This window comes from Burkholderia sp. AU30198, assembly GCF_020419825.1.
Lineage (GTDB): Bacteria > Pseudomonadota > Gammaproteobacteria > Burkholderiales > Burkholderiaceae > Burkholderia.
In genome coordinates this window covers 115377-133320 of sequence record NZ_JAIZSA010000002.1, presented here as the reverse complement: position 1 = coordinate 133320, position 17944 = coordinate 115377, and the positions used below count along the sequence as shown (strand labels likewise).

At 59.7% G+C, this 17944-nt stretch carries 25 protein-coding genes and 1 pseudogene; 11 read left to right on the top strand and 15 right to left on the bottom strand.

From position 1 onward, the window contains the following. Positions 1 to 520 precede the first annotated feature (520 nt). Positions 521 to 1648, top strand: a complete 1128-nt coding sequence (locus tag LGN19_RS06130; protein WP_043179611.1) for a porin — start codon at positions 521 to 523, stop codon at positions 1646 to 1648. A 177-nt stretch (positions 1649 to 1825) separates the two neighbouring features. On the opposite strand, the gene LGN19_RS06125 is transcribed toward LGN19_RS06130, so the two are convergent. Beyond that, positions 1826 to 2224, bottom strand: coding sequence for a GreA/GreB family elongation factor (locus LGN19_RS06125; RefSeq protein ID WP_043179609.1), 399 nt, complete (start codon positions 2222 to 2224; stop codon positions 1826 to 1828). Positions 2225 to 2736: 512 nt separating this feature from the next. Between LGN19_RS06125 and LGN19_RS06120 the strand changes: the two genes are divergently transcribed. Further along, positions 2737 to 3066 carry a DUF4148 domain-containing protein gene (locus LGN19_RS06120; RefSeq protein ID WP_122947509.1) on the top strand — a complete coding sequence of 110 codons (330 nt, stop codon included), beginning with the start codon at positions 2737 to 2739 and terminating at the stop codon, positions 3064 to 3066. Between the two features lie 154 nt (positions 3067 to 3220). Here LGN19_RS06120 and LGN19_RS06115 read toward each other — a convergent pair whose 3' ends face one another. Continuing rightward, on the bottom strand, positions 3221 to 3682 hold the full coding sequence (locus LGN19_RS06115) for a CBS domain-containing protein (protein ID WP_021162297.1): 462 nt from the start codon (positions 3680 to 3682) through the stop codon (positions 3221 to 3223). A gap of 177 nt (positions 3683 to 3859) precedes the next feature. Here LGN19_RS06115 and ribA point away from each other — a divergent pair, with 177 nt between their 5' ends. Beyond that, positions 3860 to 4510: a GTP cyclohydrolase II gene (gene ribA / locus LGN19_RS06110; RefSeq protein WP_122947508.1), complete on the top strand. Its 651-nt coding sequence runs from the start codon at positions 3860 to 3862 to the stop codon at positions 4508 to 4510. Positions 4511 to 4731: 221 nt separating this feature from the next. Further along, entirely contained in the window at positions 4732 to 6006 is a 1275-nt protein-coding gene (locus tag LGN19_RS06105; protein ID WP_226213593.1) for a tyrosine-type recombinase/integrase, read from the top strand. A 70-nt stretch (positions 6007 to 6076) separates the two neighbouring features. Here LGN19_RS06105 and LGN19_RS06100 read toward each other — a convergent pair whose 3' ends face one another. Next, positions 6077 to 6250 (bottom strand): helix-turn-helix transcriptional regulator, encoded by a 174-nt coding sequence (locus tag LGN19_RS06100; RefSeq protein WP_226213592.1) that lies wholly within the window; start codon positions 6248 to 6250, stop codon positions 6077 to 6079. Between the two features lie 36 nt (positions 6251 to 6286). On the opposite strand from LGN19_RS06100, the gene LGN19_RS06095 reads away from it, so the two are divergent. Then, positions 6287 to 6496, top strand: coding sequence for a hypothetical protein (locus LGN19_RS06095; protein ID WP_226213591.1), 210 nt, complete (start codon positions 6287 to 6289; stop codon positions 6494 to 6496). A gap of 528 nt (positions 6497 to 7024) precedes the next feature. Here LGN19_RS06095 and phoU read toward each other — a convergent pair. Continuing rightward, the gene (gene phoU, locus LGN19_RS06090) at positions 7025 to 7732 is read right to left on the bottom strand and encodes a phosphate signaling complex protein PhoU (protein ID WP_226213590.1); all 708 of its coding nucleotides are present in this window, start codon (positions 7730 to 7732) and stop codon (positions 7025 to 7027) included. 499 nt (positions 7733 to 8231) lie between these two features. Here phoU and phaP point away from each other — a divergent pair, with 499 nt between their 5' ends. The 3 genes from phaP to LGN19_RS06070 all read left to right on the top strand — a co-directional run bounded on the left by phaP (position 8232) and on the right by LGN19_RS06070 (position 9616). Continuing rightward, positions 8232 to 8582, top strand: a complete 351-nt coding sequence (gene phaP / locus LGN19_RS06085; RefSeq protein WP_122947504.1) for a TIGR01841 family phasin — start codon at positions 8232 to 8234, stop codon at positions 8580 to 8582. A 167-nt stretch (positions 8583 to 8749) separates the two neighbouring features. Beyond that, positions 8750 to 8947: a hypothetical protein gene (locus LGN19_RS06080; RefSeq protein WP_122947503.1), complete on the top strand. Its 198-nt coding sequence runs from the start codon at positions 8750 to 8752 to the stop codon at positions 8945 to 8947. A 333-nt stretch (positions 8948 to 9280) separates the two neighbouring features. Beyond that, the gene (locus LGN19_RS06070; protein ID WP_226213589.1) at positions 9281 to 9616 is read left to right on the top strand and encodes a hypothetical protein; all 336 of its coding nucleotides are present in this window, start codon (positions 9281 to 9283) and stop codon (positions 9614 to 9616) included. Positions 9617 to 9635: 19 nt separating this feature from the next. Here the strand turns inward: LGN19_RS06070 and LGN19_RS06065 are convergent, their stop codons facing one another. The 3 genes from LGN19_RS06065 to LGN19_RS06055 all read right to left on the bottom strand — a co-directional run bounded on the left by LGN19_RS06065 (position 9636) and on the right by LGN19_RS06055 (position 10963). Continuing rightward, positions 9636 to 9935, bottom strand: coding sequence for a hydrogenase maturation factor (locus LGN19_RS06065; RefSeq protein WP_226213588.1), 300 nt, complete (start codon positions 9933 to 9935; stop codon positions 9636 to 9638). Between the two features lie 68 nt (positions 9936 to 10003). After that, positions 10004 to 10426 carry an NUDIX hydrolase gene (locus tag LGN19_RS06060; protein WP_122947500.1) on the bottom strand — a complete coding sequence of 141 codons (423 nt, stop codon included), beginning with the start codon at positions 10424 to 10426 and terminating at the stop codon, positions 10004 to 10006. A 240-nt stretch (positions 10427 to 10666) separates the two neighbouring features. Next, positions 10667 to 10963 (bottom strand): helix-turn-helix transcriptional regulator, encoded by a 297-nt coding sequence (locus LGN19_RS06055; protein WP_226213587.1) that lies wholly within the window; start codon positions 10961 to 10963, stop codon positions 10667 to 10669. A gap of 37 nt (positions 10964 to 11000) precedes the next feature. Here LGN19_RS06055 and LGN19_RS06050 point away from each other — a divergent pair. Both LGN19_RS06050 and LGN19_RS06045 read left to right on the top strand, forming a co-directional pair. Further along, positions 11001 to 11210, top strand: a pseudogene (locus LGN19_RS06050) (hypothetical protein). A 196-nt stretch (positions 11211 to 11406) separates the two neighbouring features. Continuing rightward, the gene (locus LGN19_RS06045) at positions 11407 to 11649 is read left to right on the top strand and encodes a hypothetical protein (protein WP_089445524.1); all 243 of its coding nucleotides are present in this window, start codon (positions 11407 to 11409) and stop codon (positions 11647 to 11649) included. Here the strand turns inward: LGN19_RS06045 and LGN19_RS06040 are convergent. From LGN19_RS06040 to LGN19_RS06020, 5 genes are read right to left on the bottom strand one after another with little or no spacing between them, the layout of a single operon-like run. Continuing rightward, on the bottom strand, positions 11618 to 12055 hold the full coding sequence (locus LGN19_RS06040) for a hypothetical protein (protein ID WP_226213586.1): 438 nt from the start codon (positions 12053 to 12055) through the stop codon (positions 11618 to 11620). The genes LGN19_RS06045 and LGN19_RS06040 overlap by 32 nt on opposite strands. 11 nt (positions 12056 to 12066) lie before the next feature. After that, positions 12067 to 12333 carry a hypothetical protein gene (locus LGN19_RS06035; RefSeq protein WP_226213585.1) on the bottom strand — a complete coding sequence of 89 codons (267 nt, stop codon included), beginning with the start codon at positions 12331 to 12333 and terminating at the stop codon, positions 12067 to 12069. Further along, positions 12330 to 13838 carry a hypothetical protein gene (locus tag LGN19_RS06030; protein ID WP_226213584.1) on the bottom strand — a complete coding sequence of 503 codons (1509 nt, stop codon included), beginning with the start codon at positions 13836 to 13838 and terminating at the stop codon, positions 12330 to 12332. The genes LGN19_RS06035 and LGN19_RS06030 overlap by 4 nt, the downstream gene beginning before the upstream one ends. Then, complete coding sequence (locus tag LGN19_RS06025; protein WP_226213583.1) at positions 13816 to 14583, bottom strand: hypothetical protein; 768 nt, start codon at positions 14581 to 14583, stop codon at positions 13816 to 13818. The genes LGN19_RS06030 and LGN19_RS06025 overlap by 23 nt, the downstream gene beginning before the upstream one ends. A gap of 8 nt (positions 14584 to 14591) precedes the next feature. Then, positions 14592 to 14912 carry a hypothetical protein gene (locus LGN19_RS06020; RefSeq protein WP_226213582.1) on the bottom strand — a complete coding sequence of 107 codons (321 nt, stop codon included), beginning with the start codon at positions 14910 to 14912 and terminating at the stop codon, positions 14592 to 14594. An 87-nt stretch (positions 14913 to 14999) separates the two neighbouring features. Between LGN19_RS06020 and LGN19_RS06015 the strand changes: the two genes are divergently transcribed. Beyond that, positions 15000 to 15236 (top strand): hypothetical protein, encoded by a 237-nt coding sequence (locus tag LGN19_RS06015; RefSeq protein WP_175220846.1) that lies wholly within the window; start codon positions 15000 to 15002, stop codon positions 15234 to 15236. Between the two features lie 290 nt (positions 15237 to 15526). On the opposite strand, the gene LGN19_RS06010 is transcribed toward LGN19_RS06015, so the two are convergent. From LGN19_RS06010 to LGN19_RS06000, 3 genes are all read right to left on the bottom strand, one after another. After that, on the bottom strand, positions 15527 to 16222 hold the full coding sequence (locus LGN19_RS06010; protein ID WP_226213581.1) for a hypothetical protein: 696 nt from the start codon (positions 16220 to 16222) through the stop codon (positions 15527 to 15529). A gap of 400 nt (positions 16223 to 16622) precedes the next feature. Next, positions 16623 to 16916: a hypothetical protein gene (locus tag LGN19_RS06005; protein ID WP_205168798.1), complete on the bottom strand. Its 294-nt coding sequence runs from the start codon at positions 16914 to 16916 to the stop codon at positions 16623 to 16625. A gap of 91 nt (positions 16917 to 17007) precedes the next feature. After that, on the bottom strand, positions 17008 to 17802 hold the full coding sequence (locus LGN19_RS06000; protein WP_205168800.1) for a DNA adenine methylase: 795 nt from the start codon (positions 17800 to 17802) through the stop codon (positions 17008 to 17010). Between the last annotated feature and the right edge of the window lie 142 nt (positions 17803 to 17944).

Sequence of the window (17944 nt, the reverse complement as noted above, 5' to 3'; positions counted from 1 at the left end):
TGTCACGGCGGGCGGGCGAACCGCTGGCGGGTCGGGGCTGGCCTTTCTGTTTCAGCAACTGATGGGTGGACGGTGCCCACTGCACGAACGTCGCGCGCTGTTTACTGGCTGACGGATGGGTTTTAGGCGCCCGGCGCCCGAAATTCGAGACTGATTTGGGTAAAATTTGCCGATTCCGGGGTGTCGCGCTGAATCCGTTTGTTGTTTCTATGCAACCGTCAAGACGATGACATGAAAGAATGGTGCGATGGAAGCCTCCAAAAAGGCCCCGTCAAGAAGTCAAAAACAAACGTCAAAACAAATACTTATAACGCGGCCCCACTTTCATTATTTCTAGTTCTGGAAAAGCTTATTTCTTTATTTGCGGATCGCTCCCCTAGGGTACACCCCTAAACTCACGGTTCCCAAACGGGCAACTATCCGGGCGCGGCCAGCAGGATCGATGGCGCTCCCGGGCGGTTGCAGACCGTTTATGAACAAGGTCGCGAGACCTGCCTCTTTTTAGAAGGGAGTTCCACGAATGAACAAGACTCTGATCGTTGCAGCAGCAGCAGCATCGTTCGCTACCGTCGCTCACGCGCAAAGCAGCGTCACGCTGTACGGCGTGCTGGACGCAGGCATCACCTACCAAAGCAACGTCGCAACGGGCGTTAACGCAGCTGGCAAGCCGGTGAACGGCAAGTCGCTGTGGTCGATGGGCTCGGGTATCGACCAAAGCCGTTTCGGTCTGCGTGGTTCGGAAGACCTCGGTGGCGGCCTGAAGGCAATCTTCACGTTGGAAAGCGGCTTCGGCATCGGTAACGGCAAGCTGGGCAACAACGGCGGCATGTTCAACCGTCAAGCCTTCGTCGGCCTGTCGAGCCAGTACGGCACGGTCACGCTGGGTAAGCAGTATGACGCAACGCAAGACTACCTGGCGCCGCTGACGGCAACGGGTTCGTGGGGCGGCACGTACTTCGCGCACCCGCTGAACCTCGACCGTCTGAGCACGAACGGCGATGTCGCATCGAACAACACGGTCAAGTTCACGAGCGCGAACTACGCTGGCCTGCAATTCGGCGGCACGTACTCGTTCTCGAACAACACGAACTTCGGCAACAACCGTGCGTACAGCGCGGGCGCTGCATACCAGTTCCAAGGCCTGAAGCTTGCTGCTGCATACTCGCAAGCAAACCTGGGTGACGGTTCGAACGGTAACGGCGCAACGTCGTCGGCAATCGGTGGCATCGCTAGCCAAGGCCGCGTCCGCACGTACGGTGCTGCTGCTGGTTACGCATTCGGCCCGGCACAAGTCGGCGCTGCATGGACGCAAGCACGTCTGGACAACAATGCAGTCGGTACGGGTTCGGTGCGCACGGACAACTACGAAGTCAACGCAAAGTACAACCTGACGCCGGCTCTCGGCCTGGGCGCTGCTTACACGTACACGAACGCGAAGATCAACAACGGCAGCACGCACTGGAACCAGTTCGGTCTGCAAGCTGACTACGCACTGTCGAAGCGCACGGACGTCTACGCACAAGCTGTGTACCAACGTGCAGCGAAGAACGGCGTTGGCGCATCGATCTACAACGGCGACATCAACACGCTGCCGAGCTCGTCGATCAACCAAACCGCAGCAACGGTTGGTCTGCGTCACCGCTTCTAAGCGTGACGGCGGGGTAACCCGCTACGCAGCATCAAAAAAGGCGCCTTCGGGCGCCTTTTTTTTCGTCTGCGGAAAGTGCTGTCGACGATTCGCATCGTCCGGATGCAAAAAAGCGAGGCCTGTGCCTCGCTTTTTTCGTTGCGTGCCGTTGCGGCGCGGTGTCGGCGGCAGGTGGCGTCAGCGCGTGTATTCGCCGTTGGCTTCCGGCTGGAACACGATCGCGGCGACCTTCATCAGCTTTTCGGCGCCGCTCGGCTGCATGACCTTGACCATCTGGCCACGCTGGGTGCCCAGCAGTGCCATGCCGACGGGCGAGAAGACGTTCAGGCGGCCGTGCTCGAGATTGGCGGCATCCGGATAAACAATCGTCCAGGTGGCTTGTTCCTGGGTCGCTTCGTCGAGCAGGGTGATCTGCGAGTTCATCGTGACGACGTTCGCCTTGATGGCGTCGGGCTGGACGATGTCGGCACGCTCGAGCAGCGTATCGAGCATCGTCTGGAACCGCGGGTTGTGTTCGGCGTGCTTCTCGAGGCGAGCGACGTCGAGTTCGGTCAGCTGGTAAAGGCGTTGTTTCATGGCAGTTCTCCAAATGATCGGCAGGGGCAGGCAGGGCGTGCCTATGGGGATCGCCCGGAGCCTGTCTGACCTGGCTCCGGGAGGAGACCGAGCCGTCAGATCAGGCGCCGGGCAGGGGCGAGCGGCGCCTGGGCCGTGCGTCGAGCGAGGGGATGCGCCGGATAACCGGCGCGCGCGCGCACGCCGGCCGGGCCGGACGGCGAAACCGAAAGGGGCGTGAGCGCGTACATGGTGGATGGAAGATCGACTAGCGAATATAACCTTACGATTCTACAACACAACCTTCGGGATATGTGATCTGGCTGTCGGCATTTCGTCAGCGATTGTTGTGCGAATGAAGCAAGTTGCGCCGATATCGCCCGGGAAGGGCCGGTGATTTTTGTCGAAATCGCAACGCTGTATGTTCAAACTAAGGGTTTCCCCTTGGGGTGGCGAGAACTACACTGAATTCAATCGCTTCAGACAGTCCTGCCGAGGCGACGCCATAAGAGAACATATTCCGGAGGTAAATCATGAAGTCGATCATCTACGCAGCCATCGCCGCATCCGTCCTTGCCGCCCCGATCGCATCGTTTGCCCAGTCCGAGCAGGGGCTGACCCGAGACCAGGTCAAGGCTGAGCTCGTGCAACTCGAACAGAACGGCTACAAGCCGCTGGCGACCGATTCGCAGTATCCGGACAACATCCAGGCCGCCGAACAACGCATTCAACCGAATCAGCCGATGCTTGCGCGTGCCGATACGAGCGGCTACGGCGCAGTCGCGACGGGTGCCGGGCAAGCCGGCCGTCGCATGACGCGCGAAGCACCGAATCCCGTGAACTCGGTCTACTTCGGCAACTGATTGTCCCCGGGGCTGCCCGAGCGCACCGCTTATTCGACGAGACGCGCGCCAGTTGCGCGCGTCACCCGCCCGCAGGAGCAGAACCTCCGTCGCCGCATTCCGGCGGCTTTCCGCCCAGACGCTCGCGCGTTTGGGCCTTTTTTGCTGGAGCGGGTCAGGCGGACGTGACCGCGGGTGTGCCGTGGATATAGTGTTCGAGCTGGCTGATCGTGAACTGCTGATCGGCGATCACGCTCTTGACGAGGTCACCGATCGAGATGAGGCCGACCAGCTTGCCGCCGTCGAGGACGGGCAGGTGGCGCATCCGGTGCTCGGTCATCAGCGCCATGCACTCGTCGGTGGATTGCGAGGGTTCGACGTAGCGCACCTTCGCCGTCATGATTTCCTCGACGCGAGTGGCTTTCGACGAGCGATCCTGCAGCACGACCTTGCGCGCGTAATCGCGCTCGGTGACGATGCCCGCGATGTCGTCGCCGTCCACGACCAGCAGCGCACCGATGCCCTTTTCCGCCATCAGCTTGATGGCGTCGTAGACGAGATCGGTCTTTGTGACGGTGTAGATGGTGCGGCCCGAATCCGGCTTGGCCTTGAGAATCTGCGCGACAGTCGTGCTCATTCGCTTTCTCCGTGTGCAGGTCGATGCTGGGCAGGCGGGGCGTGATGCGTGTCACCCGACGAGCCCAGTATAGCCGCGCAGGTGGCGGCAGTCGCGTGACGATTCCAGATTAGCGGTAAACTCCCGTCACGCACTATCCACACAACTCCTACATTCCTGAACGTTTCGATTGAATTCATGATGTCTTCGCGTCCCCAATCACCCACGCCGGGCAACGGCCAGGCCGACGAGTGCGTGACACTCGTCGCCACCGCGTCGCTGCCCACGCGCTACGGTACGTTCAAGTCATACGCGTTTCGCGTATCGGGCAGCGATGCCGAACATCTCGCGCTCGTGATGGGCGACGTCGCCGGCGAGCAGTCCGTGTTGACGCGGCTGCATTCCGAATGCCTGACCGGCGACGTGTTCGGCTCGTACCGCTGCGACTGCGGCGAGCAGCTCGATCTCGCGTTGCGCTACATCGCGGCCGAAGACCGCGGCGTGCTGCTGTATCTGCGCGGTCATGAAGGGCGCGGGATCGGCCTGAGCAACAAGATCCGCGCCTATGCACTGCAGGAGCAGGGGCGCGACACCGTCGAGGCGAACCTCGACCTCGGCCTGCCCGACGACGCCCGCGAATACGACTCGGCCGCCGCGATCCTCCGGATCCTCGGCGTGACGTCGGTGCGGCTGATGAGCAACAACCCGGCGAAGTTCGACACGCTCGCGAAGCACGGCATTCCCGTCTGCGAGCGCGTGGCGCTTGCGGTGCCCGTGCGCGAGGAAAACGAGCGTTATATCCGCACGAAGCAGGTGAAGTTCGGGCATTACTTCGAGGAAAACGAGTAGCGAAAACAAGGGGCTCTGCGGAGCCCCTTGCTCCATCTGGCTCTCACACCTCGAAGTCTTTCTGGCAAAGGGTTTGAGCGGAAAGTTGCGTTTGTCAGGTGCCTTGTCTGCACTTGACGAAATAGGCGAAAACTTGGCACTCTGGCGTAACATTTTCCTACGCCAGACCGAAAAGCTACGCTGCGGTCCCGGCCTCCAACAGAAACCTACGCCGACCGCCGATGAGATTCGACGCACGTACCGCGAGCAAGCTGCCTGCGGGCCAACATATGACCTTTGACGGGTTTCCCGGACTTCGCTTCCAGGCGAGCGAAAGCCGCCGATCTTGGATCTACCGATACAAATCCCCCATCGACGACCGCATGCGCCAGGTGAAGCTCGGCGAATGGCCAGCCATGGGTTTCCCTGCGGCGATCTCTGAGTGGGAGCAAAAGCGATCCGAACGTGATGCTGGGGCGGATCCCGCTGCCGCAAAGCGTGAGAAGCGTGCCGCGGTTGTTGCTTCTCGCTCTGTCGACGCCTATACCGTCAAGCAGGTGTGTTTCGACTATATGGGCGGCTATCTCGAGCCGAACCGCAAGGAGAAGGGCGTCGTCGAGGTGAGGCGAATGTTCAAAGCCATGCTGGGACCGATCGAGAGCGTTCCGGCCGCGTCGATCACCCGCGCCCAGGCGTTCGAATTTCTGGATTCGTACCGGGCGACGCCAGCGCTCGCGGCGCGACTTCGGATGGAACTGGGCGGCGCTTGGGACTATGCGATGGACGCCGGCCGACTCCCCGACGGAACGCCAAACTGGTGGCGAATGATCCTGCGCGGGAAGCTGCGGAGCAAGGGGCGTACGATCGATGGCGTCGCCATGGGCACAAAAAAGCGCGTATTGAGCGAAGGTGAGATCGGCGCGCTGCTCCGCTGGCTCCCGAATATGAGCCTAACGGTTTCAGACGCGATCACGTTGTATTTGTGGACCGGGGCCCGCGGCGGCGAAATCATTTCGATGGAGTCGCACGAAATCGCAGACGAGGCGGACGGCCTCTGGTGGACTGTGCCGAAGGAAAAGACTAAGAATTCGTGGCGCGCGAAAGCAGGGGATTTGCGGGTGCCGCTCGTTGGGCGAGCCGAGGCCGTTGTCCGTCGACGCAAAGACCAGGCCGTAAACGGCTATCTGTTCCCGACGTCGACCGGCGCGATGATGAAGCAGACCGTTATTTCGCACGGCATTTACTATCATCAGCCGTACTGTAAGCAGGTGCCAAATCATAATCGGCCGCGGCTTCCTGTCACGCACTGGTCGCCGCATGACTTGCGCAGGACTGCCCGAACAATGCTTGCGGCGCTCGGGTGTCCACATGATGTGGCAGAGGCGGTACTCGGTCATATTCAACCCGGTGTGGCTGGTGTGTATAACCGTCACCACTATGACCGCGAACGACGTGAGTGGCTCACGCGCCTCGGGCAGTTTCTTGACGAGCTCGCGCTGAAGTATCCGAATAAGTAGCGCGCCGACGTCGGTTGCCGTGGCCCGTGTTGGGCGGAGGCGCGAGGTTCGATTCCCGGCACGCTTCTGCCTAGGCTTCCACGTCGCGCGTCATCGAGGCTACGCGCCGATCGGAGAGCAGCCGCGGCTTCGGAAATTTGCTCTCGCGCACGTGTTTCTGAACGGTCGCTTCCGACAGCGAGAGAGCTGTCGCGACTGCGGGCAGGTCGAGGTAGAGCGGCTTCATGGTGGTCGATGCGGGCATGCTACGATCCCTCTGTCTCAAAATGGTGTTGAATCAATGCAGAAGATATTTTTGATGCGCGGGTACGAGATGAACTGCGAACCGCGCGTGACGGAGGACGGCAAGTACGCCGCCCAGGTCGAGGTAACGAAGTTGGGATTCAGCCGTGAGGCCGCGTTCCGCGCGCTCGGCACGTTCGATACCGAGGTCGAGGCTGTCGCCTACGCGAAGAAGTTTTCGGAAGAGTGGTTGAGCCGGTACGCGTGACGATCGATACCCCATGCAGTGCCTGCATTGCAATGCATGGTGCATCTGCCGATATTGAGCCACGACATCTCGAGCTGGTTGGAGTGGTTGCGCGGAATGGGAGTCCGTTCGAAGAGCACTATCAGTGCCCGATATGTGGCGCCTCGTCTTCACGTTCCGTAGCGGCAGTGCCGGAGGCGCGCATCTGGTTCTTGGTCGATGGCGCGCGGCATTGATACGTATTAGCTCTGATCTGCCCGGTCTCTCAAACCATCATGCCGAGTGCGTGGCCCAGGGCCGGCGTAAGCGTGGTTGGGTAGGGGCGCGCGGTCATGGGGCCATCTGTATAAGCCTGGACTAGACGAGACAGCGTATGTTCAGCTGACTCAGTTCGGCCACGCAGAGTCATCCGCTCGCACGGTTGCCCAGACATTCAGACGTCTGTTCTGCGCTGGTGAGCTGCCATTCCCTTCGCGTGGCCACCGTGCGCCACGCATGGCCGTCGCGTAACGCTCAATCCCTTGGGCGGCTCGACGCGTTGTCAGCCCTTCATTTGCGCAGGGCTTCTCGCTCGATCAGCTCGCGGGGCAAATGCCGGACGTCCGTTCCCTTGACGATATAGATGACGAGTTCCGCCAAATTCGTCGCATGGTCACCAATCCGTTCGATGGCCGATGCGATGGCCAGGTAGTCGAGTGCGGCGGTGATGACACTAGGATCCTCAGCCATGTACGTGACCAACTTGCGCATGAATCCGCGGTACTGGTCATCGATCGCATCGTCTTCACGCAAGATTTGCGCTGCGGCACTAGTGTCGAGTCGAGCGAATGCATCGAGGGCATGGCGCAGGATGGCCGCTGCCAACTGACCGGACAACAGTATTTCCGCGATGTTGATCTTGATGCCGGCTCCCTCTTGGGCGATACGCAGGGTCCGTTTCGCAACCTTGCGCGCCTCGTCGCCGGCACGCTCGAGATTGGTGATGCCCTTCGAGATCGCCACCAGCAGACGCAGATCGGACGCTGCGGGTTGGCGTCGCGCGATCACGTTGCAGCACTCCGCGTCGATCTCGACTTCCATCTCATTGAGACGATGCTCTGTGGCAATGACATTCTCGATCAATTCCAAGTCAAAGTGGTTCAGCGCCGCGATCGCATCATTCAATTGCGACTCAACGATGCCCCCCATCTCGAGAAATTTGGACGACAGATGCTGCAGTTCAGCGTCGAAGTGACTTGAAATATGTTTGTATGCCATGGAGAGCTCCGTCGACGTATTGACCGGCACTGTTATCGTCGCTTTTAGTTCGGTGACTGCCTACAAGAGGCATCCGCCCGTGATGCAGTTGGCGGCCAAGAAACTTGGTTGCCTCATTGTGGTCAGAAGAATGTGGCACTGTCTATCGCGACCAATATTCACTGCTCTGACACGAGCGGGGCGCAACTCGTCGGTTGTCCCTCAGCGCGCTCGAAGCCATGTGCAGGAACCTACCGACGTCGAGTGGACTGTTGGGTTACGGCCGTCGGACGACCCGAGTTTCATGTCGTTTCGCATGATTGCTTGATCGGTCCGGCTGGTAACGTTTCCGAACTGGGGCATCCACCTATAGGGTGGCGCCCCCGATTCAATACGATCAAGCTAGAATGTTCCCACTAAATTAACATTGCGTTCTGATGGGAAAGAGTCGGGTTTGCCCAGCTTGCCCTTGCCCCCGAGTCGTTCGGGCAGGCGTCGAACTGCACAAGGGAGCGTACAAATGACGGGTTTCACGCCGGACCAACTGGTTGCCTCAAGCAAAGCCACGGTGGCCGCCATGTTTGCGCTCGCGAACCAGGCGTTCCACGGTTACGAGCAAATGATTCAACTTAACCTGCAAACGGCTCGACAGGCGCTTACCGAAAGCCGGTCGTATTGGCCTGAAGCGCTGTCGCACAAGGCTCCGGAGCATGCCATCGCACACCATACGATGCTGTTGCAATCGAGCACCAAGATTGCGCTGTCGTATGGCAGTCAACTTGCCGCCATTGCGTCCAACACTCACGCAGAATGGTTGAAGATCGTCGGATCGCAAGTCGAATTGCATTCCCGCGGCCTTCCGCGCGGCTAACCGTCTTGCGAGGCATATACCGGCCCGCACGGACGTTACAACAAGCATGCTGACCGCGTTGTTTCGGCTGCGGTCATTGACCGGGGTCGCGTTGTTGTTGGTACCACAGCGATGTGGCGTCGCCATGTGTCTGCGCATGCATCCATATTCCATGCGAGGAGCTTACGATGCCGAGTCCGCACGAAATCGCCAAGTTGATGATGGCGTGGGACGCCCCGGACCAGATTGAATCCGACCGCGAAGAGCTTTTCACGTTACTGGAGCGCCAACTGATTGCCTTTGATCCGTCGGCGTCAGAAGATCGACATATTCTGGTGACGGCCGAAGGTCACGCTGTCCTGAAAGCGGTCTCACGAATTCGTTAGGCAGACTGGGCAATTCGACAAGGCTTGCCTAGTCTATCCAAGCCAGCAGGGCGGCGCGATAATCGACCATAACTCTCAGACTAGGTGGGAGTCAGCCGTCGCCAGGACTGGACGCAATGACGGAGGCAACGATGGACGGATCATGGGTTGGGATCGTGGTCGGGACGTTCGTGCTGGCCCTCGCGGCGCTCGCTGTCGCGAGCCACTATCGCCGCGAGCATCGCCGTGCGGAATTGCTCAGAAACTTGGATCACCACGACTGGTGTCGATGGACACATGCGCATCGAGCCGGTTCAAGGTCAGTGAAACGATGAGACGCTGTTCGCTGAAAAAATGAATCAAGGAGTAGAAACCGGCCACACGCTCGATGTGCTGCCGGTTCCACTCCCTCGCAATGGCTTGTCATCGGTTTTTGTTACCGACATGATCGGAAAACAACCAAGTACCGGGGGCAATATGCGGAATCCTGAAGAAGTACCGGCTGGGCCGATTTGGGGGGTGATTGCCGGCGTCTTAATGGTAGCGACTGGAATCGGCCTCGGAATCGCCTCGAAACTCGTCAACGGCGCCGGCAATTTCGATGAGTCGTTGGCTATTAGCGCCGTGATGTTCGGCGTCCTGCTCGCCGTGTACGCAGGTCATGAGATGACGCGCAAAAAGCGACACTGAACGAAGCAGGCACTCTCCGCTAATTCCGCGATTGCCGGTCACACATCGATACGCTCAGCAGCAGGTCATCAACGATGATCTGGCCTGCTGCGCGCCCCGCACGCACCGCTTCCAGACTTTCGGCGAACGGCTTCCCGCGATCGCCGGCTAGTCGAACCGGCGTGAAGAGTAGCGCAGACGTGTCGCTCATTCGAACCTGCACAACCACAACGTATCCCCGACCGTTGCTCGTGATCTGGGTGCAGGCATCAGCGAGGCAGGTATCGACTTCGCATCGCACCTCAATCGTGTAACCGTGATAATCGTACGTGCTGCTCATCGGTACCTCGACATGTTCGGATTGACGTAGCAGTCGGCTCATCCAATCCGGGGTGTCCGATGGCGACGTTATCGGCCCGCAGACACACCTTCTGCGCTTACGCGTGAACGATTGTATAGAAGCTCGACGATCTGCAGTGTGGGCACGCTGGTCGGAAGCGAAGTCACCTCGAAATGTCCGAACCATCGACAGCGCGTGATCTCCATGCCCGGTTGTGGTTTGGCGTGCACAGGAACGTCGGCCACGAACACATGGTGCAGCTTCGTCAATCCTCCGAACTGGAAAACATAGGTCAATTTCAGCCCGATTAAACCCGTTTCTTCCCTGAGTTCACGATGGGCGGCATCAACGGGAAATTCGTCAGACTTAATGGTGCCGCCCGGCAGTGCCCAGCGCGACGCGGTACGCGCCACGAGCAAAACTTTCTGCCCTTGACGGCAGACGATGGTGGCTCGCTCTTTGAGATCTGGCGTGCTTGATCGAGGGGACATGGCTCTGGTTACGTTGCGTGGGATAAAGGCCCAATTTCGGCCGGACGGATAGTACCTCACTCGTGGTGAATTACCACGTACGTGACGAATATCGTAGCGCAACGTCGGGGGCGCCAACGACGGGCCAGTAACCAAGTCCGATGACCGTTGCACGCCTGAGACCTGCCATCCGTAAGTTATTCAAATGACCGGCCGCAGTGGGTCGATCACGGCCCTTGATGAAGTGACGGCCAAGCAATCTCAGACCTGATCTGCCGCTGACTGAGAGGTCAAGTCTTGACTTGCGCAAGTGACCTTGCGGCGCCGGTTGCCGTGGCCAGTGTTGGGAGGAGGTGCGAGGTCCGATTCCGGGCATGCTTCTGCCCAGGCTTCTACCTCGCGCGTCAGCCAGGCAACTCGCCGATCGGAGAGCAGCCGAGGCTTCGGAAATTTGCTCTCTCTTACCAGTTTCTGGACGGTCGCCTCCGACAGCGAAAGAGCGGTCGCCACAGCAGGTAGATCGAGGTAGAGCGGTTTCATTTTGGTCGATGCGGACATGCTACAGATCCCTCTGTCTCAAAATGGTGTTGAATCAATGCAGAAGAAATTTGTGATTCGCGGGTACGAGATGAACTGCGAACCGCGCGTGGCGGAGGATGGCAAGTACGCCGCCTAGGTCGAAGTAACGAAGTTGGGATTCAGCCGGGAAGCTGCGTTTCGGAATCTTGGCGTGTTTGGCACTGAAGCCGAGGCTGTTGCCTGCGCGAAGAATTATTCTGAAGAATGGCTGAGCCGGTACGCGTGACGGAGCAGGAGCAACACCTATCTCTGCTACGACGTCGAGATTGAGGCGACCAAACGAGATCCGGATATAGCGGTGGCGTCGTAAATTTCGCGGCACGCCTGCCAAAGTGCGCCGTCAACCTCAAACAGTGTGCCGCTTCCCGAAATCTCAGTCGCCGCCGCGTGCTACGATGATTGATCGGCGAGCGGGGGGAGCAATGGACCTGGACGAATTCAAGCCATATCGTGGCTATTTCTACCGAGTCTCTGCAAATTTCGGCGACGATGGCCAGTGGCGCGGCACGATAGATGTTCTTCGGCGCCATTGGAACGGCACCACCGAAACCGTGATTTCGCAGATGAGCGTGCCTGGCACTTTCATTTCGGAGGGCCTGGCACTCGACGCCTCCGACGCCTACTGTCATTTGCTCATCGACGAGGGGAGTTTCGGGGAGGAGTAGTTTCAAGACACCGTCCAGTCCGGAATTCAACAACCCACACCCAGGGGTTTTTATCCCAGCCGTGACCGCGGGCGGCGTCGATGGCGGCATCGAGTTCATCGGCGCGCAGCGTGTCGCCAATGCCGTTGATCACGCTCCAGCGCTGGCCGCGCCGTAGGCATCGATACCGCTCGGCACACACCTTATCGTCGTCTGTCACCTCGGCGCGCGGCTCCGGCTGGCAGATCGCACAACCGTCGCCGAGAACCTTCGTGCGCATATCGCAGGTGCATTGCGGCTTCGGCTGCTGAGCGGCGAGGAGGGCGCGGGCGAAACCGTGATAGTCGAAGTAGTCGCCGGGGTTCGGCAGCAGCCGGTACGGGCGCGCAAAGTCATCGATCTGCTCATCCGTCAGCGTCTTATTCATGCTTGGCTTCATCATTCGCTCCAGTACGACATTTCGCAGTCGGCAGCACCCTCTGGATCATTTTCAAACCCGAAGTCGGCCACGTTCTCGAAGGCCGCTTCTGCGTATGAGGCTGCAATATGCGGATCAACGTTGCCGCGCCGAACAAAGCGAGCAGCACATCGGCGAAGCCATTGCTCGTCGGTCATGGGTTTCGGCTCGATGGGCGTCTGATTCACTTCGCGACCAAGGCTCATGATGGCGTTGCGCCAACGTTGGATGAAAGACGGTTCGTTCATTGCTTGTCTCCTTCGAGAAGGGCGCGGATGCGGGCTGCGATTGAGCGCACGAGGGCATCATCAGATCCGCGATCGCACTTGCTTTTCGCTATCCTGTCGACCAATTGAGCGCACCTTTCGATCGTTGCAGATCGAACCTCGGTGATCTGCTCCTCCGTCAGCCCCTGCCGATTGGCGACCTGTGCACCATGCTCGGCGAACCACTCGCGGATGTTGTCGCACACAAGCTGCGGATCGACGATGTCACCACCAGGGACGCAGGCGCGAAGCATTGTCTCGATGTCGATCTGAGTGGCGACCTGCGCGGGCGGGGCGGTGTAATAGACAATGCGACGATTGCTCGGCAGACGCTCGGAATAGTAGGCGGGCGTCACGTCCGCCCAGGAACTGGTTTCTTCCACCCAGACCTGATGAGTTTTCGTGGACGCCGCTTCCACCGCCTCTTGCCCCGCTGCCGCTGCGGCCTGCGATGCTGCCGCGCGGGCTTCGTCGCGCTCGTTGATCAGGTCGCTGACGATCTCGACCGGCGAGTCGTTCCAGTGGTAGCCGGGCGCCATCCTCGAAATCTGTTCGAGCAGCGCATAGCCGATGTTCGCCATGTCGGCGACGGCGTGCCGTGCATCTGGCTCGAAATCCAGAGCGTCGGCATTGAACGCCGCCCGCTCGTCTTCCGGCGCTGCCGCTGCATCTGCGGAGGGAGGCTGCGGGGCGATATGCGGGGCCGAAAGAAAGGTGCGGGCGGCTTCGACCAGCACATCAACCGCATCGTGCTGCGCTTCGGTGAACTCGTACATGCCGAAATACTTGTACTCGGTGACCTTGATTGCTGCTTCGATTTTCGAGCGTTTTTCATCCGCAATTTGCACCGCCTTCGGGTCCCCATATACAAGCGGAATCCATCCTTCCTCGATCGCCTCTGCGTCAGTCGAGTGGCAGTGGTCCGGGCAAATCGTGTCGCACCATACCCATGCAATCGGCACCGCTCCCGCCACCTCAGTGCGAGGGGCGCGGTAGACGATGCGGCGCGCGTGCACAGGGTGTGCATCAAATACCTTTTTGTTCGTGTCGCACCATCCTTCTTCGTCGGCGAATGAGATTTGATAGATCTCCCCTTGCGCCGTCGCCCCATTGCCCGTGCCTTCGAGCGGGGCGGAGAGTGCGGGCTGTGCGGGGCCTGGACGCCAGCGGTCAGAGCCCGGCGTGTAGACCAACCCCATCGCTTGCACAGTGCGCATGGCTGCGTCGCGCATTTCTTCGGCTGAGTCGGCCGGCGCTGCTTCGTGCTGCTCGACAGGGGATGCGGCGAGGATGGCGCGGATTGCTGCCGCGCATCGCCGCATCGAGTCGGTGCCGATTTTCTGGATATAGCTGCCTCGCCCGCTGGCAGGCCCGAGCCGTTCGTTGGCGTCGGCCATGTCATCGCAGATTTTCGCGGCTTCCGTCAGCGCATCAGCGCTCCTCGTCTCGACAGGGGATGCGGCGTTATCCATGGTTCGATCCTTCAAGTTCCTTCTCCGCTAGTTCGCAAAAAATCCCGCACTCGATCTTCGGCTCGTCGTCGTACCGGCCGACGTCGGGAGGTAGTTTGTCCAGATAGGTCCGCTTGCCCTTGTGGCGGCAGATGGACGCGCCGATGAGGCGTTCCAGCTTTGCCATGCGATCGAACGCGCCCGGGAAGTCGACGCGGATCTTGTTCCAGTAGCCAGCGCCGCCCTTGACGCAGCCAACGCAGTTGTTGTGCGTGTAACCAAGGCGGTACATTTCGGGCAGCCGGATGCCGGCGCGGTCTACGAGTGCCAGGCAGTCTGAGTGCGTGATCTGCTTCTCGGCGAGCACTGACCACAGGCGGATCTCGTTGTTGGCGTCGATGAAGCGATCAATGCGCTCCTGCTCGTCGGCCGTGTACCCGAAAACGTGCAGGTCGCCATGTCGCTGGAAGGCTTCGCGGACGCGCTTCTTCAGCGCCCGCGTGCACGGCGCACCGGCCACGCCGACGATGTACCGTTCCTTCTGGAAAACGTTGAAGATCGACGTCCCGAACTTCTCGCTCGACAGCCTGACGATCGGAACGCCGAACCACGCTTCACACTCGCCGGCGAATCGCTCGTTGTCGGGATGCTCTTCGTCGATCACGCAGCGCGCGACGACGATCGGCAGATTTGCGCCGCGGGCGTTCTCAGTAATCGCGATCTTCGTAGCGACGGCGGACGCGGCCCCGCACGAAAACCAACAGACGATTCGTTCAGTCATGGCGCTCCTCACGCGTGCGTTGCATATACGGCGTACGGGCCGTCGTCGTTGTCGCCGATCTCGATCAGCCACCAGCCTGGCTCCGGATCGGGATTCCAGAGCGAGACACCTTCGCCGCGTTCCCAATACGCCACGACGGCCGGATGATCTGCCGGCTCGGATTCGAGGTAGTAGATCGACGTCTTGATGCCGGCCTGCGCCTCGAGCGCGGCCCACTGTTCCTTCGTGCAGTGCTCGGCGCTGTCCCTCGTGACCGTCCAGAAGTGGAGCAAATCGGGGTGGATGAAATAGCCGTCTTGGTCACGCACGACGGGGATTTTTTGCAGCATCGGTGTGGTGATCATGTGTGGTGCTCAGGACGTCGGAAGGTTGTATTGCATTCGTGCTAGGCTCGGACTCACATAGCGGAGGTCGTCATGCAGCGAACTATCCAGTACCGCGGCTTTGAAATTGATGTCGAACTGACTTCATCTGCTCCGGACATGTACGACGTCACGTTCCAGATAAAGGGTCACGACAATCTCGGTATCCTTGGTGCGCGTGGACATCGGATAAAGCTTCGAAACGGCCCATTTACCCGACGCTGGGCATACCTCGTGGCCGAGATCGCAGGGCAGGCGGCGATTGACGTTCTGCTCGGACCAGCTGATTGAATTCCTATTTCTTTCATCAGTAGATAGAGATGTCCCAGCAGATCGGGCCGTAAAGTTGTCGATGAGCATTTCGCAGCCGAGGGTCAGCGGCAAGGTCACCGGATCACGCAGCATCGTCATCGTCGATCAGTAATACAGCCCCAATTGCGGGTGCTCGGCTGCACTGAGTAGCCGAGCATCCGCCGTTGAAGCCGGGAAGAAAAAAAGAAGGGCGCCGAACAGGCCACCCGCAAGAAGAAACCGCGCATCCGAGGCAACGGAATTTGCGCGGCTTGAGGGTAGTGGGGGAGTCAGTAATCTCCGCGACCGGGATACGACGTATCGATGTCGTCGACGTCGCAATCAATGACCAGCTTCGTACCGGTTGCGTAGAGTTGGAACAGCTTCCGTTCGAAACCGTAAATCGGCCCGATGAAGAGCGTATTCTTCGGGTCGATCTCGTTGATCCTGACGCTGTACACGCGCCCGTCCATCGTGTCAATTCGCCACGGGCACCGATACCGGTCGATTCCGGCTTCCTTGTCGAGCCCGATATGGGTGAATGACCCCTCGGTATCCACCGTCAACGTGATTCGGTCGGGCAAGTCGCACGAGCAGGAATATGACTGCTTCTCGGCCTGAAATTTGATGAAGTCCGCAACCAGCTCGGACAGTTTGATTTCTTCCGGAGCAGGAGCGAGAAGTTCGTCGAGCTGCGTCGCCACGTGCCTTTCGATCTGCTCATTCAGACCTTCTTCGACACGCTTCCGAATGATCTTGAGGATCAGGTCGTTGTATCCGGGGAGGCCGAGCTTCGAGAAATCGACCTGGACAGCTTTCTTGACGTGTTCGCTCAGTTGCTTGCCGAATTCCGAATAGCTTTGCAGCTCCTCGTTGACGATCGACGTGATAGTTTTCGTCAGCTTCTCTTCGATGGCTTTCTCGATGGTGCCGGACGTGACGATGTTCGAAAATGCGTTCGAGACGGCTTGTTCAAGCTCTTTCATGGGCTTTCCCGTAAGTGTGCGATGTCGAAGTGGTCGCGACAGGCCGCGCGTTAAGTGTGCTGGGCGACTGGCGCGTGTTGGATGCGATCGGAGTCTTGTTGCAGAATGGATTGCAGGCAGAGGAATACGATGATGGCCGCGAGCGCGCCGAGCCAGACTTTCACCACGGCCACGTGAGAACCCTCGCGCGGTACGCAACACAGAGGAACCAGACGCAGCCGATAGCGACACCGCATGCCGTTGCGACTGCACTACCCTTCGCGACATACCCACGCATCTGATTGCAGGAGGCGAGCAGGGCGTTATCGCTCGGCGAGCGCGTTACTGGTCGTCTGTTTTGTGGAAGTGCAGGCTGTAGGCTGTTCATTGATCCCTCGGTGTTGTTGTGTCCGCTGTCGATTTAGATGACGGCAGTGAGCGTCGTGCTGCCATCTCCGTGGTCGGTGTGCAGCATCAGCGGAGAGCTGCCAAACAGTTCCGGTCGGAGGGCGCGCAGCGCGTTGCTGAAATTTGCGGGCGCCTCGAATCCGTTTCCGAGGAGTGCGGTCGTGACCGCGAGCTCCGGATCGTCGTCGCCGGGTGTGAAGAACGACGCGAGAATCGGAATCCTGTGTTCCTTGCAGATCGCGATGATCTGCGTCATGAGCGGCGAGATTTGCTCGTCGTAAATTTGTTCCTTGGTGACGGTTGTCATCGTGGGTTCCTCAAGAGATGGTCAGCCGAGGCCGGTTTCGGTGAGTGCATCGCGGGCTAGAAAGGCCACATGTTCGAACGCTGCAGGCGGGCTAGAACAGGCCATCCATCACCCCGGGCGTCCAGTTCGTGATCACCAGCTCGCCGCTTGTGTCCGGCCGACCGTTGCGATTGGCAACGGAATAGCGAATGTCGAGCTCGAGCATGTGGAAACCATCGAAGGCGCGGCGAATGTCCGGATGTTCGTTGATCGAGACCATGACCTTGCCTCGTGCATCGCGCATCAGCGCTGCCATTGCCTCGTATTCTTCAAAGCCGAATGGGACGCCGTATCCCTCGGTTTGCCAGTACGGCGGATCGAGGTAAATGAACGTGTGCGGTCGGTCATATCGCTCGACGCACTCTCGCCACGGAAGGTTTTCGACGTGAGTACCGGCTAGGCGTAGGTGTGCCGCCGAAAGCTGTTCTTCGATCCGCAGCAGGTTGACCGAAGGTGCGGTCGTGGCGGTGCCGAAAGTCTGTCCGGAGACCTTCCCGCCAAACGCGTGATGCTGAAGGTAGAAAAAACGGGCCGCCCGCTGAATGTCGGTCAGTGTCTCGGGCCGCGTGATCTGCTGCCATTTGAAGACTTGCCGGCTGCTGATCGCCCATTTGAACTGGCGGACGAACTCTTCCAGGTGGTTTTGTACAACCCGGTAGAGATTGACCAGTTCGCCGTTGACGTCGTTGATGACCTCGACGGGTGCCGGCACTGGTCGCAGGAAGTAGAGTGCAGCGCCACCGCAGAACGCTTCGACATAGCATTCGTGCGGAGGGAAAAGCGGGATCAGCTTGTCGGCAAGGCGGCGTTTGCCGCCGAGCCAAGGAATGATTGGTGTTGGTTGCATCTATTGGCCAAGTGAGTCCATCCGTGATAGCCTTTCGTCCGCCTCTGCAGGGGTGACGTGGCCTTGCCGGATTCGCAGTGCGCACTGCGGGTGCGGGGCGTGCCGGGTGCTCTAACACCAGGTACGTCGCCGCGTCCTTTCC

What these genes read in the sequence shown, in the direction of transcription:
- LGN19_RS06130 (WP_043179611.1), top strand. Translation starts at nt 521, where the DNA reads ATGAACAAGACTCTGATCGTTGCAGCAGCAGCAGCATCGTTCGCTACC.
- LGN19_RS06125 (WP_043179609.1), bottom strand. Translation starts at nt 2,224, where the DNA reads ATGAAACAACGCCTTTACCAGCTGACCGAACTCGACGTCGCTCGCCTC.
- LGN19_RS06120 (WP_122947509.1), top strand. Translation starts at nt 2,737, where the DNA reads ATGAAGTCGATCATCTACGCAGCCATCGCCGCATCCGTCCTTGCCGCC.
- LGN19_RS06115 (WP_021162297.1), bottom strand. Translation starts at nt 3,682, where the DNA reads ATGAGCACGACTGTCGCGCAGATTCTCAAGGCCAAGCCGGATTCGGGC.
- ribA (WP_122947508.1), top strand. Translation starts at nt 3,860, where the DNA reads ATGATGTCTTCGCGTCCCCAATCACCCACGCCGGGCAACGGCCAGGCC.
- LGN19_RS06105 (WP_226213593.1), top strand. Translation starts at nt 4,732, where the DNA reads ATGAGATTCGACGCACGTACCGCGAGCAAGCTGCCTGCGGGCCAACAT.
- LGN19_RS06100 (WP_226213592.1), bottom strand. Translation starts at nt 6,250, where the DNA reads ATGCCCGCATCGACCACCATGAAGCCGCTCTACCTCGACCTGCCCGCA.
- LGN19_RS06095 (WP_226213591.1), top strand. Translation starts at nt 6,287, where the DNA reads ATGCAGAAGATATTTTTGATGCGCGGGTACGAGATGAACTGCGAACCG.
- phoU (WP_226213590.1), bottom strand. Translation starts at nt 7,732, where the DNA reads ATGGCATACAAACATATTTCAAGTCACTTCGACGCTGAACTGCAGCAT.
- phaP (WP_122947504.1), top strand. Translation starts at nt 8,232, where the DNA reads ATGACGGGTTTCACGCCGGACCAACTGGTTGCCTCAAGCAAAGCCACG.
- LGN19_RS06080 (WP_122947503.1), top strand. Translation starts at nt 8,750, where the DNA reads ATGCCGAGTCCGCACGAAATCGCCAAGTTGATGATGGCGTGGGACGCC.
- LGN19_RS06070 (WP_226213589.1), top strand. Translation starts at nt 9,281, where the DNA reads ATGAATCAAGGAGTAGAAACCGGCCACACGCTCGATGTGCTGCCGGTT.
- LGN19_RS06065 (WP_226213588.1), bottom strand. Translation starts at nt 9,935, where the DNA reads ATGAGCAGCACGTACGATTATCACGGTTACACGATTGAGGTGCGATGC.
- LGN19_RS06060 (WP_122947500.1), bottom strand. Translation starts at nt 10,426, where the DNA reads ATGTCCCCTCGATCAAGCACGCCAGATCTCAAAGAGCGAGCCACCATC.
- LGN19_RS06055 (WP_226213587.1), bottom strand. Translation starts at nt 10,963, where the DNA reads ATGTCCGCATCGACCAAAATGAAACCGCTCTACCTCGATCTACCTGCT.
- LGN19_RS06045 (WP_089445524.1), top strand. Translation starts at nt 11,407, where the DNA reads ATGGACCTGGACGAATTCAAGCCATATCGTGGCTATTTCTACCGAGTC.
- LGN19_RS06040 (WP_226213586.1), bottom strand. Translation starts at nt 12,055, where the DNA reads ATGAATAAGACGCTGACGGATGAGCAGATCGATGACTTTGCGCGCCCG.
- LGN19_RS06035 (WP_226213585.1), bottom strand. Translation starts at nt 12,333, where the DNA reads ATGAACGAACCGTCTTTCATCCAACGTTGGCGCAACGCCATCATGAGC.
- LGN19_RS06025 (WP_226213583.1), bottom strand. Translation starts at nt 14,583, where the DNA reads ATGACTGAACGAATCGTCTGTTGGTTTTCGTGCGGGGCCGCGTCCGCC.
- LGN19_RS06020 (WP_226213582.1), bottom strand. Translation starts at nt 14,912, where the DNA reads ATGCTGCAAAAAATCCCCGTCGTGCGTGACCAAGACGGCTATTTCATC.
- LGN19_RS06015 (WP_175220846.1), top strand. Translation starts at nt 15,000, where the DNA reads ATGCAGCGAACTATCCAGTACCGCGGCTTTGAAATTGATGTCGAACTG.
- LGN19_RS06010 (WP_226213581.1), bottom strand. Translation starts at nt 16,222, where the DNA reads ATGAAAGAGCTTGAACAAGCCGTCTCGAACGCATTTTCGAACATCGTC.
- LGN19_RS06005 (WP_205168798.1), bottom strand. Translation starts at nt 16,916, where the DNA reads ATGACAACCGTCACCAAGGAACAAATTTACGACGAGCAAATCTCGCCG.
- LGN19_RS06000 (WP_205168800.1), bottom strand. Translation starts at nt 17,802, where the DNA reads ATGCAACCAACACCAATCATTCCTTGGCTCGGCGGCAAACGCCGCCTT.